Annotated in this window: 12 protein-coding genes; all 12 read left to right on the plus strand. The window is 67.0% G+C overall.

What is annotated here, in order from left to right; all coding sequences use genetic code 11:
- Window positions 1–177 precede the first annotated feature (177 nt).
- From V6U71_RS07370 to V6U71_RS07425, 12 genes are read left to right on the plus strand one after another with little or no spacing between them, the layout of a single operon-like run.
- Window positions 178–2,229, plus strand: a complete 2,052-nt coding sequence (locus V6U71_RS07370; RefSeq protein WP_411341637.1) for a phage tail sheath family protein — start codon at window positions 178–180, stop codon at window positions 2,227–2,229.
- A gap of 16 nt (window positions 2,230–2,245) precedes the next feature.
- A complete protein-coding gene (locus V6U71_RS07375; protein ID WP_054728182.1) occupies window positions 2,246–2,767 on the plus strand; it encodes a phage tail protein in 522 nt (173 codons plus the stop codon).
- Between the two features lie 7 nt (window positions 2,768–2,774).
- Window positions 2,775–3,518, plus strand: a complete 744-nt coding sequence (locus V6U71_RS07380) for a hypothetical protein (RefSeq protein WP_411341638.1) — start codon at window positions 2,775–2,777, stop codon at window positions 3,516–3,518.
- Window positions 3,515–4,321, plus strand: coding sequence for a hypothetical protein (locus V6U71_RS07385; protein WP_411341639.1), 807 nt, complete (start codon window positions 3,515–3,517; stop codon window positions 4,319–4,321). The genes V6U71_RS07380 and V6U71_RS07385 overlap by 4 nt, the downstream gene beginning before the upstream one ends.
- Window positions 4,318–5,070: a DUF4255 domain-containing protein gene (locus V6U71_RS07390; RefSeq protein ID WP_411341640.1), complete on the plus strand. Its 753-nt coding sequence runs from the start codon at window positions 4,318–4,320 to the stop codon at window positions 5,068–5,070. Before V6U71_RS07385 ends, V6U71_RS07390 begins: the two co-directional genes overlap by 4 nt.
- Window positions 5,067–6,965: an AAA family ATPase gene (locus V6U71_RS07395; protein ID WP_411341641.1), complete on the plus strand. Its 1,899-nt coding sequence runs from the start codon at window positions 5,067–5,069 to the stop codon at window positions 6,963–6,965. The genes V6U71_RS07390 and V6U71_RS07395 overlap by 4 nt, the downstream gene beginning before the upstream one ends.
- Window positions 6,962–7,198, plus strand: coding sequence for a hypothetical protein (locus tag V6U71_RS07400; RefSeq protein ID WP_411341642.1), 237 nt, complete (start codon window positions 6,962–6,964; stop codon window positions 7,196–7,198). The genes V6U71_RS07395 and V6U71_RS07400 overlap by 4 nt, the downstream gene beginning before the upstream one ends.
- Complete coding sequence (locus tag V6U71_RS07405) at window positions 7,195–10,593, plus strand: DUF4157 domain-containing protein (RefSeq protein WP_411341643.1); 3,399 nt, start codon at window positions 7,195–7,197, stop codon at window positions 10,591–10,593. The genes V6U71_RS07400 and V6U71_RS07405 overlap by 4 nt, the downstream gene beginning before the upstream one ends.
- A gap of 10 nt (window positions 10,594–10,603) precedes the next feature.
- Window positions 10,604–11,260: a hypothetical protein gene (locus V6U71_RS07410; RefSeq protein ID WP_411341644.1), complete on the plus strand. Its 657-nt coding sequence runs from the start codon at window positions 10,604–10,606 to the stop codon at window positions 11,258–11,260.
- Window positions 11,257–11,577 (plus strand): hypothetical protein, encoded by a 321-nt coding sequence (locus tag V6U71_RS07415; RefSeq protein ID WP_411341645.1) that lies wholly within the window; start codon window positions 11,257–11,259, stop codon window positions 11,575–11,577. The genes V6U71_RS07410 and V6U71_RS07415 overlap by 4 nt, the downstream gene beginning before the upstream one ends.
- Window positions 11,564–12,682, plus strand: a complete 1,119-nt coding sequence (locus tag V6U71_RS07420) for a hypothetical protein (protein ID WP_411341646.1) — start codon at window positions 11,564–11,566, stop codon at window positions 12,680–12,682. The genes V6U71_RS07415 and V6U71_RS07420 overlap by 14 nt, the downstream gene beginning before the upstream one ends.
- Window positions 12,679–13,194: a phage baseplate assembly protein V gene (locus tag V6U71_RS07425; protein WP_411341647.1), complete on the plus strand. Its 516-nt coding sequence runs from the start codon at window positions 12,679–12,681 to the stop codon at window positions 13,192–13,194. The genes V6U71_RS07420 and V6U71_RS07425 overlap by 4 nt, the downstream gene beginning before the upstream one ends.
- Window positions 13,195–13,198 lie beyond the last annotated feature (4 nt).

Below are 13,198 nucleotides of genomic sequence, written 5' to 3' on the forward strand. Positions count from 1 at the left end.
CAGCTTTTGCCTCGGCCATGGGACTTTGCGAGTCGGTAACATCCGGCTGGGCCTAAGAAAACAAGTCGCACTTCAACCACTTTCGAACCGGGCTGCCTTGGCGGCGGCTTTCGGGGTGTCGGTTCGTGCGCCTTGCGTCCGCGAAGCATCGATGCCCCCTTTTGGGAGGACAGGCCGATGCTGCAGTACAAACATCCGGGCGTCTACACACAGGAATTGCCGAGCGGGGTCCGCACGATCACCGGCGCCGCGACGTCGGTCGCGCTGTTCGTCGGACCGACGCGGACGGGCATCGACAACCGCGCGATCCGCATCCAGAATTTCGGCGATTTCGAGCGGCAGTTCGGCGGGCTCGTCCAGACGAGCAGCCTGTCCTATTCGGTGCTGCATTTCTTTGCCAACGGCGGTTCGGAGGCTTTCGTCTGGCGTGTGCCGCCGGCGGGCGCGGCGCCGGCGGCGAGCGCGCTGAAGCGCGACGCGTCGGGGAGCGCCGCGTCGCTGACCTTCACCGCCTTGTCGGCGGGCGCCGCGAGCGGCGAAATCTATGTCGAGATCGACAGCTTCGGGATCGATGCCGATCCCTTCACCAGCGACGCCGCCAGGAAGCGCGGTTTCAATTTGGTCGTCACCGACCGGGTGACCGGGCGCGTCGAGCGATTTACGCGCCTCTCGACCGCATCCTCGAACGCCCGCTTCGCGCCGAATGTCGTCAACGATCCGGGCACGGGATCGAAGCTCGTCAAGCTGGCGGTGAATGGTGTCGACGCCGAGCGGCCGGTCGCGAACGGCACCGCCTATCGGCTTGCGGCGCTGCCAGCGGCGGGCAATTTCAGCGCGAACATCAACGCCAATGTCGTGATTGCGGTGCGCGACACGGCAGGCGCCGTCGACAATGCACAGTCGGTGACGCTGACCGACGTCACGGTGTTCGCGAACGGCGCAACGAAGCCGGTCAGCCTGCTGGAAGTGGCGACCAAGCTGGAAGCCGCGATCAACCTGAAAATCCGCGAGACCGCAGCGGCGAATACCGCGATGCAGGGGGTCAGCGTGTCGGTATCGCTCGCCGAAAATGGCCAGTATCTGTGGCTGAAGACCAGCGCGCCGGTCGCGGGACAGTTCGCGGCGCGGCTGTTCGATGCCACGGTGACCCTCGCCGCGCCGGGCAGCGGTACCTCGTTCCTCAGCCAGTTCGTCACCGGCAGCGCGGCGATCGCCAATGTCTCGCGCTACCGGCTGGGTGCGTCCTACACGCCGGCATCGAGCGAGCAGGTGGTGGGATCGAGCCTGGTCGTCGGGATCGACGGCAATCCGGCGGGACAGCCCGACACCGCGGTGTTCAAGGCGGCGGTGCTGGGGCTCGAGGGGCCCGACGCCTTTTTCAACCTGCTGTGCCTGCCCGATCTGGTGCGGCCGGCGGCGGGCGATCCGCTGGCGCTGCATCACACGAGCGCGATGTCGATCTATGCCGAGGCGGCGCGGATCTGCGCCGAGAAGCACGCCTTCCTGCTGATCGACCCACCACCCAATGTCGTCGATGTCGGGTCGGCCGAGGCCTATAAGACGACCGGCATCCCCTTCGCATCGAGCCATTCGGCCGCTTATTTTCCGAATATCCGCGTCGACGATCCGTTGGAGGCCGGATCGATCCGCAGCCATCCGCCCTCGGGCGCGATGGCGGGGCTGTTTGCGCGCACCGACGGCCAGTTCGGTGTGTGGCAGGCGCCGGCGGGGACCGAGGCGGTGCTGTCGGGCGCCTATGGCCCGTCGGTCGACCTCTCCGACGCCGACCATGGCGTGCTCAATCCGATCGGGCTCAACTGCATCCGCAAATTCCCCGTCTATGGCACGGTGAGCTTCGGATCGCGGACGGTCGACGGCGCGAACGCACTCGGCAGCGAATGGAAATATGTGCCGGTCCGCCGCACCGCATCCTACATCCTGCGCAGCCTGTCCGAAGGCCTGCGCTGGGCGGTGCACAAACCGAACGGCGAACAGCTCTGGTCGCAGCTCCGGCTCAACAGCACGGCCTTCATGCACGGGCTGTTCCGGCAGGGCGCGTTCAAGGGCGTGTCGGCGAAGGAAGCCTATTTTGTCGCCTGCGATGCGTCGACGACGAGCGGCGACGACATCAATCAAGGCGTGGTCAACATCGTGGTCGGCTTTGCGCCGCTGAGGCCGGCGGAATTCGTCGTCATCAGCCTGCGTCAAATCGTCCAGCCGCTGGTTTGAGGGAGGGAGCAGTTCGATGGGACAGTTTTCGGTCAATGCGCAGCGGTTCGACCCCTACAAGAACTTCAAGTTCCGGGTGAAATGGGACGGCCGTTATGTCGCGGGCATTTCCAAGGTCTCGATGCTCAAGCGAACCACGGAGATGATCAAGCACCGCTCGGGCGGCGATCCGTCGTCGAGCTTCAAGTCGCCGGGGCGCACCGAATATGACGCGGTGACGCTCGAACGCGGGGTGACGCACGACGTCGATTTCGAACAATGGGCCAACAAGGTCTGGAATTTCGGGTCGATCGCAGGGGGCGAAGTGTCGCTCGCCGACTTCCGCAAGGACATCATCATCGAACTGCTCAACGAAGCGGGCCAGACGGTGATCGCCTATAATCTCTACCGGTGCTGGGTATCGGAATATCAGGCGCTGCCCGATCTCGATTCCAACGCCAATGCGGTCGCCATCGCCAAACTGAAGCTCGAGATCGAGGGTTGGGAGCGCGACTATGCCGTGGTCGAGCCCAAGGAACCGAGCTTCGTAGAGCCCTGAGCCGGCGATGACGACCGCCAGCCTCTCGATGCTGTTCGACCATTGGCCGATCGGTCCCGGCGCCGCGCACGGCCGCCTGACCGCGCTGCTGCGCGCGTTGGGCGCCGGTGACGCGGCGCTGGCCGCCGACACGCTGGGCGCGCGCAACCGGCGGCTGATCGCGCTGCACGACGATTGGGTCGGCGGAGCGATCGAGGCGCAGGTCGCGTGCACAGCCTGCGCGACGATGAACAGCTTCGCGGTGCCGAAGGATGCGATGCGGGCGCTGCTGCCCGCGCAGGATGCGCTGGTCACGGTGGCGTATGGTAGACGCGAACTGGCGTATTGCGTGCCGACGATGGCCGATATCGAAGCGGTGGGCGATGCGGCCGACGTGCGGCTGGCGATGCTCGATCGTTGCGCGGCGGGGCCGGTGCGCGTCGCGGCGGCCGACCTCGACGCGGCGGCGCTCGATGCGATCGAAGTGGCCTTCGACCGCGCCGATCCGCTCGCCAGCATCGTCGTCGAAAGCGCCTGTTCGGAATGCGGGGTGGCGCTGGCCGCGAGTGTCGATCTCGCGGCGTTCGTCGCGACCGATCTCGACCGGCTCCACGCTGCGCTGCTGCGCGATGTCGATATGATCGCGTCGGCCTATGGCTGGGGCGAAAGCGCGATACTGGCGCTGCCGGCCGACCGGCGCGGGCGCTATATCGCGATGATCGCCGATCGCCGCGCGGCTCCGGCGGCGCGCCAGCGGGTGCGGCCGCTATGAGCGGCTATTGGTCCGCGATCGCGGCGGCAGCGCGCGGCCGGGTCGGCGGGCAGGGCGATGCGGCGCCGGTGCCCTCGGTCCCTATATTTGCGCCCGACACGAGCGCGGGCGAGGAGGATTGGGGGGCACTCGATATCGAGGCGGCCGCGCCGGCAGCGACCGACGCGCGCAAGGATGCGCCTCCCGAAAAGGCGGCGACTGCGGATTTGGCGGTAGAGAAGCCCGGCGCCGCGCCGGCACTCGCTGCTCCTGCCGGACCACCGGCGCCGACGGCACTTCCTCCGGCTGCCGAGGGGTCGGCTGCCCGCAATGACCGCCTGGATGCCGGTGCGCTGCCGACGGCTGATGAACGCATCGGGCCGGTTGCGACGACCACCGCAGAGACGGCGACGGTCGTTCAGCAGGTCATTGTGCCTCCGTCTGCGGACACTCCGCTTTCGATGGCGCCCACCGTGGCCGAGCCGGCCCGACCGGAAGCCGCGCTCCCGGTCGCGAGGGCAGAGAGCGAAACTGGTGAAGGCGAAGCGATCCCGAAGGCGCCTGCCGCCGAGGCGTTACCGGTCCCGGTCATTGTCGAAGCCTTACCCGCCACCATGGCCGTCGGCGCACACATCGCAGCCGCCGATGACGGCCTCGGCGATCCGGCGGCGGACCTACCACCGTCCATTCACATTCATATCGACCGCATCGACATCCGCCTGACCGGGGACGATGCCGTAGCGCCGCGCACCGCACCGCGCCGTGTGGCACCCGTCGTCGCGCTCGACGAATTTCTGCGCCGCCCGTCGGAGCGCAACGGATGAGCGCGCGTTTCGCCATTCCCGCGACGAGCTTCGTGTTGAAGGCGATGATCGATGCCGATCTGGCCGCTGCCTATCAGGGGTTCGCGGCGCCGAAGCTGTCGGTCGCACCGCCGCCGCGTCCCAATGCGACGCCCGCACCCGCCGCGACGGGGGCAAATGCGCCGCCAGAAGCGGCACAGCTTTACCTCTTCCTGCATCATGTCGCGCCGAACGCCGCCTATCGCTCGATGGCGCTCGCCTATATCGAGAGCAGCGGCGAGGCATCGACCAAGATGCCGCTGGTGCTCGATCTCCACTATATGCTCGCCGCGACGGGAGCGGATCTGGAACGCGAGACGCTGCTCGGCATCGGCATGGCGGCGCTGCATCGGCAAGCGATCGTCGAGCGTTCGGCGGTCGCGGCGATCCTCGGCGCGGTATCGATCCCGGCCAATCCGACGAAGCTGATGGAGCGGCTGACGAGCGAACCGCTCGCCAATCCCGCCCATCATCCCGAGCAGATCAAGATCAGCCAGCACCCGCTCGACATCGACATGTCGACAAAGCTCTGGTCGGCGCTGCAATCGCCGATCCGGCCAAGCGCCTATTATCTCGTCACCACCACCTTCCTCGAAACCGACGACAGCGTGCCCGACGGCCCGCGGGTCGACGAACTGGTGATCGCGACGCGGCCGAAGGCGGACCGCAACGGCGATCCGGCGAGCGATACGGTGACGATCGTCGACGAACCGCTGGACGATGGGCCATGAGCGCCAACGATCCCTTGCTGCTCCTGACCGAGCGCGCGACGCTCGCGGCGTTCGCTGGCGAGCCGGGCGATTTCGATGCGCTGTTGACGATGCTGTCGCAAGCGGCGCCGGGGCATCCGCTGCTGCGCCTTGCCGAAGGTTTCGGGCTCGACGCCGGCGAGGCGGGGCTCGTTGCGTTGCTCTATGCCGCCGCGATGTCCGAAACGGTCGCTGCCGCCGTCCAGGACGCAGCGCGAAACGATCGCCGCGGGATGCCGCTGTGGCTGGCGCAACGGTTGCTACCGTTGCTCGACGTCGGCCATGTCGCGGCGGGTGCGGTGCTGATGCGCTTCGGCTTCGTCGCGCGCGAGGCCGACACGCCGCTTATCGATGCGCGCATGTGGCTCGACCCGGCGGTGATCGACCGGCTGGCCGGCGTGGTGCCGCGCGATCCGGCGATCGCATCGCGTTTCCTGCCCATCGCGGCGGGGGCGGATCATGCGCCCGCCGGCTGGATGGCCGCGATCCGCGAGGCGCTGGTGGCGCGGGGCCCCGACGGTCTGTCGCCGTTGCTGCTCGGCGCGCACGATATCGAGGCGATGGCCGGCGGCTTTGCGGCGCTGGGACTTCAGGCCTATCAGCTTCAGGCCTGCGATATTCCGGCCGACCCCGAGGCGCGCGACCGGCTGGCACAGGGGTGGAGCCGCGAGGCCGCACTCGACGGCGCGGCGCTGATCATTTTGGCCGACGAACTGCATGCGGCGAATGCCGCCGCCTTTGCCGGGTTGGTGGCGGGGCATGTCGCGATTGCGGGCACGGTGCCGCTGCCGCCGATGCGGCGCGCGCAGCGCGTGCTGCCGGCAGCATCGTCGCCGCGCGATGCGGCGCTGGCGCGCTGGCAGCGGGCGCTCGGCGAAGCGCGGTCGGCACGGCTGGGCGCCGGGGTCGTGCGGGTCGCGGCGCAGTTCCGCCTGTCGGCGGCCGAGGTCGACGCCGTTGTTGCTGCCTGCCTCGGCCTGATCGATGCTGCGCCCGATGGCGAGGCCGCGTTGCGTATCCTGTGGCATCATGCCGGCCGCGCCGGGTCGGCGACGCCGGTACCCGGGGTAACGATCGTCGAGCCGGTCTATGACTGGGGCGACATCATCCTGCCGGCGCCGACCGAGGCGGCGCTGCGCCGGATCGAGGGGCATGTGCGCCATGCGGCGCTGGTGCTCGACCAATGGGGCTTCGGCCGCGCGATGGGTGCGCGCGGGCGCGGCGTCGTCGCGCTCTTCTCGGGCCCGAGCGGTACCGGCAAGACGATGGCGGCGGAGGTGCTGGCAAGCTCGCTAGACCTCCGGATGATGCTGATCGATCTCAGCCAGATCATCAGCAAATATGTCGGTGAGACGTCGAAGAATATCGCCGCCGCTTTTGACGCCGCCGAACGGTCGGGCGCGGTGATGGTGTGGAACGAGGGCGACGCGATCTGGGGCGCGCGCGGCAGCGTCGGTCACGCGACCGACCGCCACGTGAACGCCGAGGTCGGCGACCTCCTCCAGCGGATCGAGGCGTTCGACGGCTTCACCATCGTCACCACCAACATGCGCCACGCGATCGATACCGCCTTCCTGCGGCGGTTTCGCTTCACGATCGACTTTCCGATGCCCGCCGCCGCCGAGCGCGTACGGTTGTGGCAGCGGGCCTTTCCGGGCGAAGCGCCGGTCGAGGAGATCGACTGGCGCGCGCTTGCCGACCTGCCGCTATCGGGCGGCAGCATCCGCAACATTGCGCTGGGCGCGGCCTTTCTCGCGGCCGAGCGCGGCACGGCGATCGATGCGTCGCTGATCGAGGCCGAACTGGCCGAGGAAATGCGCAAGCAGGACCAGCCGATGCCGACGATCGACTGGATGCCGGCGGGGACGGTGCAGTGAACGGCGATGCACCTCCGATGCCCGAACGGCTGACCGTCGGGCGGCTGACGATCAGCGGCGCGTCGCGGATCGAGGCGCGGCGGATTGCCGACGCGCTGCCCGCCGCGCTGGCGCGCGTCGCGACGTCGGGACGCGCCGGGCCGGTGCCCGTCGATCCGCGGGCGAGCGCCGCCGACCGCGTCGCGGCCGAAATCTGGCGCCAGGTCGCGCCGCGGGTGGAGCAGGGCCGGTGAGGGCGCTCGATCGCCAGACGATGCTCCAGCGCCCGGCCGCGGGTTCGGGCGGCGAAGCGATGCCGCTTGCGGTGCTGGCGCAGGCGAAATCGTCGCTGGGATCCGGGCCGGGCGTGTTGTCCGCGCCGCCGATCGCCGACGCAGGCCGCCCGCTCGACAGCGCGACGCGGGGCAGCATGGAAAGCGGATTCGGACGCGATTTCTCGTCGATCCGCGTTCACGACGATGCGCGCGCGCACGACAATGCCCGCTCGCTCGGCGCGCGCGCCTATGCCGCGGGCGACCATATCGTCTTCGGCGAGGGCCAATACCGGCCCGAAAGCAGTAGCGGGCAGGCGCTGATCGCGCACGAGCTGGCGCACAGCGTCCAGCAGGGCGGGGTGCAGATGAAGGCCGACGGGCCGATGCCCGCCGCCGCCGATGCGGAGCTGGAGGCGCAGGCGGACCGTGCAGCGGCTGCGGTGACGGCGGGACGGGCGGCGCCCACGCTGTCGCGGATCGGCGCCCCGGCGGTGTTTCGCGCCAAGACCGACGACCCCGCACCGTCGGGATCGGCGGCGAGCAGCAAGGGCGGTCCGACGCCGGGCCTGCCGGCGAATTGGACGGTCGTCGAACCCAAGCCGGTCGATCCCGGCACCGACCGCCTCGTCGTCGCCGTGTCGGGGTTCGAACTGCCGCAGGTGAAGGGACGCGGGGCTTGGGTGCAGGAGGTTTACGACCTCCACAAACCCGACCGGCTGATCTTCACGCCGATCTTCAAGGGCAAGGGCGCAACGGTCGATACCTATGACAATGTCGCCGCCTACAAGGAGGGGAGCGAGAAATACAAGACGATCTGGCTCAACAAATATGGTTTCACGACGCTGAAGGCGATGGGCACCGCGTTCAAGACCGCGGCAGCGAGCAACGCCGATCTCAAGACAAAGATCGAGACCAAGGAAGTGGCGACGATCCTGAAGGGCTTTGCGAAGGAGCGGCTGACCGACGCCAAATGCGACATCGACCATATCGTCGAAAAGCAGCTTCAGGGCACCAGTTCGCCGGCCAATCTTCAACTGCTCGGTTCGTCGAAGAACCAGGCGTCGGGACGCGACACCTATCAGGAGCTGGTCGGGCTGGTGAACCAGCTCAAGGGCACCGACTACGGCCATGTCCGCGAGCTGCAGTTCCGCTTCACGACCGGCATTTCGGTCAAGCCCGACACCGATACCAAGGACGGCAGCCAGATCATCGAGGAGGCGCTGCGCAACAAGGTGGTGACCGGATCGGCCGATGTCGCCAACGCCGAGGGTGATCCGGTGACGATGACCGCGGGCGGAGCGCCCGAGACGATGAAGGTGCGCAAGTCCGGTGCCACGCCGATCGATTTCAATTTCAAGCGGATCGTGCCGGGCATGCGGCTCACCAGCTATGGCCGCACGACGAAAAAGGGCGCCGCGGACGATATCGACGGCGTGCTCGACGGCAAGCTGGTCAAGACGACGGGCAGGGCCGACGAATTCGTCAAGCTCGACGCCACGCTCCAGAAGGACCCCGCGCCGACGGCGGCGGAGGCACCGGCGGACGGGGCGGAGGAACCGCAGAAGCCGAGCGAGCGCCGCATGCTGAAGCTGCGCAAGTCGAAGCAGAACGACAAGATCGCCTTCCATTATCCCTATCTCAGCCCCGGCTGGATCAAGCCCGAGATCGACGATGCGGGGAATTTGCGCGGCAGCGGCGCGATCAAGTCGACGATCCCGATGCTGGGCGAGATCGGGATCAATTTCGGCCCGGACCTGCTCGAGGCCAAGGCGCCGATCGATGCGGCAAAACTCAAGTCGCCGATCCCCGGGCTGCGCTTTACCGGCGGGGCGTTTGCGCTCCAGCTATCGCCGAGTTTCGTTCCGAGCGGGTCGGTGCAGTTCGAGATCGGGCCGAAGGGCAAGCCGATCATCCTCGGCGATATCACCGCCAAATTCGCGGGCGGAGCCTTTCTGGCCGAAGGCACGATCAAGCCCGGGGTCGGCATTCCCGGCGTCCAGGAAGCCGAAGGCAAGGTGCGCTTCCATTCCGAAAATGGCTGGTCGGGCGAACTGAAGATCAACAGCACGTCGGTGCCGAACACGGTGATCGACGTCCGCGTCGCGATGGCGCAGAACGGCGACAAGCTCGACATGACGGCCGAGGGCAGCGCGAAGATCACGGTGAAGGACAAGACCTTCGACCTGACCGCGCAATGGGTCGACGGGAGCATCACCTATCGCGGCAAGGGACGGTGGGAGAAGCCGTTCAAGATCGTCGATGCGATCGAGGCCAAGGTCTATTACCGCGACGGCTATCTAAAAGTCAGCGGCGGCGGCTTCTTCACCTTTCGTGAGCAGTGGAAGGGCGACATCACCCTGACCTACGAGCGTTATCCGGGCGGTTCTGTGAAGGTCGAGGGCATCGCGAACGTCGATGTCGAAACGAAGAACAAGAAGGGCAAGGGCAAGCTTTCGGGCGGGATCGACGAACGCGGGAAAATTTATGGCAAGGGCACGATCGCCTATCAGATCACGCCGACGATCCGCCCCGAACTGACCGTCGAACTCGACAAGGAGGACCATCTCCGCATCACCGGCTCGCTGACGCTGGGTCCTTATACGCTGTTCGAAAAATATCCGAAGGAGGGCAAGGGACGCCGCGACCTGTTCAAGATCACGACGCCCGGATTTTCGATCCCGACGCCGATCCCCGCCGTCCGCGCCTATGTCAAATTCTTTGCGGGCGTCAGCTATTCCGTCTTCTTCGGCCCCGGGGTGGTCGAGACGGTCAAGATCAGCGGCTCGTTCGATCCGCTGGAGGAAAATCCCAACATCATCGCGGATATCGGCGCGCGCTTCACCTGCGTCGCCGGTTTCGGCCTTTATGGAAATTTTGGCGCAGAGCTGGGTGTCGACGTGCTGTTCGGGGCAGGCGACGTCCATGGCACGATCACCGTAACGCCGGGCATCCTGGGCACGGCGAAGGCCGACGTCGAAGCGAAGGGGCATTACGAAAAGGGGAGCTTCACCGTCGGAATGCATCCGAAGTTCGAGATGAGCCTCGACGCGACGCTCGGCATTGGGGGCGCAGTGACGATTTCGGCGCTGTGGGGCTTGCTCAGCTATACCTGGGACTTCGACATTGCGAGTTTTTCGACCAACCTTGCCAAAAAGACCGTCGACGTTGGAGAATTCTCGACGAGCTTTGGCGGCGGTGGCGGTAGCGCCCAGGAAATACCCGGCGCGACCGACAAGGCGAAGATGGACGATGTCGATCCGATGGGGGTGATCAAGGACATCATGCGGCGCCGCGAGGAAAAGAGCGCACCCAATCCCAATTACGACCCGAACGCCCGGCCGCCCGGCCGCGACTATATCGGCAACAAGATATGAGGAGCGCGCGATGACCAGTTTTCCGGGATCGCCGCGGACGCTGAAAGGCGGCTTCGTGCTGATGGATGCCGACGGCAAGGCAGTCCTGCGCACCGTCGCCTTCCAGTATAATCCCGACGGCCTGTCGCGGACGCTGACCCCGCGCGGCGCCAAGATCGACGCCGGCGACCGGCTGGAAGGACTGCGGCTCGTCGGTCCGCCGATCGAGACGATCAAGATCGAGATCGAGATCGACGCGACCGACCGGCTGGAAAAGCCCGGATCGAACGCCGACGCGGTCGCGAACGGCATCGCCGCCGACCTCGCCGAACTGGAGGCGATCATCTCGCCGTCGCCCGACGACATCGCCGCCGCCGACGGCCTGGCGCGGAGCGGAACGCTCGAGGTGCTGCCGCTGCCATCGCCGCTGGTGCTGCTGGCGCTCGGCCGCAACCGGCTGGTTCCGGTCCGGATCACCGAATTCAGCATCGTCGAGGAGGCGTTCGACACGCAGCTCAACCCGATCCGCGCGCGCGTGTCGCTGGGGATGCGGGCGCTGTCGATCGACGATCTCGCGTTCGGCAGCAAGGGCGCCGAGCTGTTCATGGTCGCGGCGCGGCGGCGCGACAAGATGGCGAAACGGCGGCCGCCGAACATGCAGGCGCTGGGCTTGACGGGGGTCCCATGACCGACATCTATCCACCGAACAGCCGCTATTACGGGCTGCCGATCCGCACCGTGGAGAAAGCCGACGGAACGAAGACCGAGTTCGTGGGCCGGCGGATCATCCCCGCGCGCTCGCGCTATCGGGCGCTGACCCACCATCGTAGCGCGGGAGACGAGCGCATCGATACGGTTGCCGCCGAGGCGTTCGGCGATCCCGAACTATACTGGCGGATCTGCGACGCCAATGGCGACGCCGACCCCGCCACCGCGACGGCCCCCGCCGGGCGGTTGATCGTCATCCCCCTGCCGCTGGAGATTGCCGACGATGGCGACGCTTAAGGGAGTTCAGTTGACGCTCCTGATGGGGCCGATCGCCGTCGCACCGGTGCCGGTGGCGGTGATCGATGCGCTGGAAAGCGCGCAAGTCACGCAGGCGGTGGGCCAGCGTTCGGGCTTCCAGATCAGCTTCACCTATTCGAAGACTTCGCAGATCGCGAAGACGCTGCTGCCCGCCGGATTTTTCGACCCGATGATCCGCGTTATCCTCGTGGCGACGCTGAACGGGATGCCCAAGGTGCTCGCCGACGGGCCGATCAAACGGCAGGACGTCGTCGCCTCTTCATCGCCGGGGGAGAACCGGCTGACGATCACCGGCGAGGATGTCTCGGGCTATATGGACGTCATCGATTTCACCGGCTTCCCCTTTCCGGGGATGCCGACGGTCGCGCGCGTCGCGGCGCTGATTGCCAAATATGCGATGTTCGGGGTGATCCCGATGCCGATCCCCGAAATCTTCACCTCGATCTCGCTGCCGACCAAGGCCTATCCGCACCAGCAGGGCACCGATTACCAGTATCTGGTCAAGATGGCCGAGGAGGCGGGGCATGAATTCTATGTGACCCCGGGTCCCGCGCCGGGAACCAACACCGCCTATTGGGGGCCGCAGGTGCGGCTGGGCCTGCCGCAGCCGGCGATGACGGTCGACATGGATCATGCGAGCAATATCGAAAGCCTGTCGTTCAGTGCCGACGGATCGGCGGCGGTGCTGCCCTATGGCTTCATCAAGGCTGGGGGCTTTTCGATCCCGGTGCCGGTCCCGAACATCTCGTTGCTCGCGCCGCCGCTTGCGGCGCGGCCGCTGATCCCGACCAAGACGAAGCTGATCGATACCGAGCGGCACGAGATGCCGAAAGTGATGTCGCTGCTGCTCGCGAAACGCGCGGCGACCGACCCGGTAACCGCGAGCGGCAGCTTCGACCTTGCGCGTTACGGCAAGCCGCTCGACGCGCGGAGTATCGTCGGAGTGCGCGGCGCGGGGTTGGCGCATGACGGCCTCTATTATGTCCGGTCGGTGACCCACACGCTGGGGCGCGGAAGCTGGAAACAATCGTTCCAGATGTCGCGCGACGGCCTGATCAGCAATGTCCCGGCGGTGCCGCTATGACCGCCGGGCCCCGCTATTTCGGAAAGTATCGCGCGACGGTGCTCAACAATCTGGACGCCCAGAACCAGGGGCGCATCCAGGTCCAACTCGGCGACCGTTACGGCCTCTTTCCTTCAACCTGGGCGCTGCCTTGTCTGCCGTTCGCCGGCAAGGGCTCGTCGGCGGTGGTCGCGCTGCCGGCGGTCGGTTCGATGGTGTGGATCGAGTTTGAAGCCGGCGACCCGGATTTTCCGATCTGGACCGGCGGCTTCTGGCCCGATCCGGCGGGGTTCCCGATGGCGGCGCTGGTCGGGGCGACGCCGGTCACGCCTAATATCCATTTGCAGACGACGACGGGAACGACGGTGACGCTGTCGGACAATCCGGCGCAGCAGGTGAAAATCCAGACGATCGCCGGCGCGATGATCAGTATCGGCGCCAGCGGCATCGTCATTTCGAACGGACAGGGCGCGTCGATCGCGATGAGCGGCCCATCGGTCGTCATCAACGGCGGCGCGCTGACGATAACCTGAAGGG

Source organism: Sphingopyxis sp. J-6 (assembly GCF_046603995.1).
Taxonomy (GTDB): domain Bacteria; phylum Pseudomonadota; class Alphaproteobacteria; order Sphingomonadales; family Sphingomonadaceae; genus Sphingopyxis.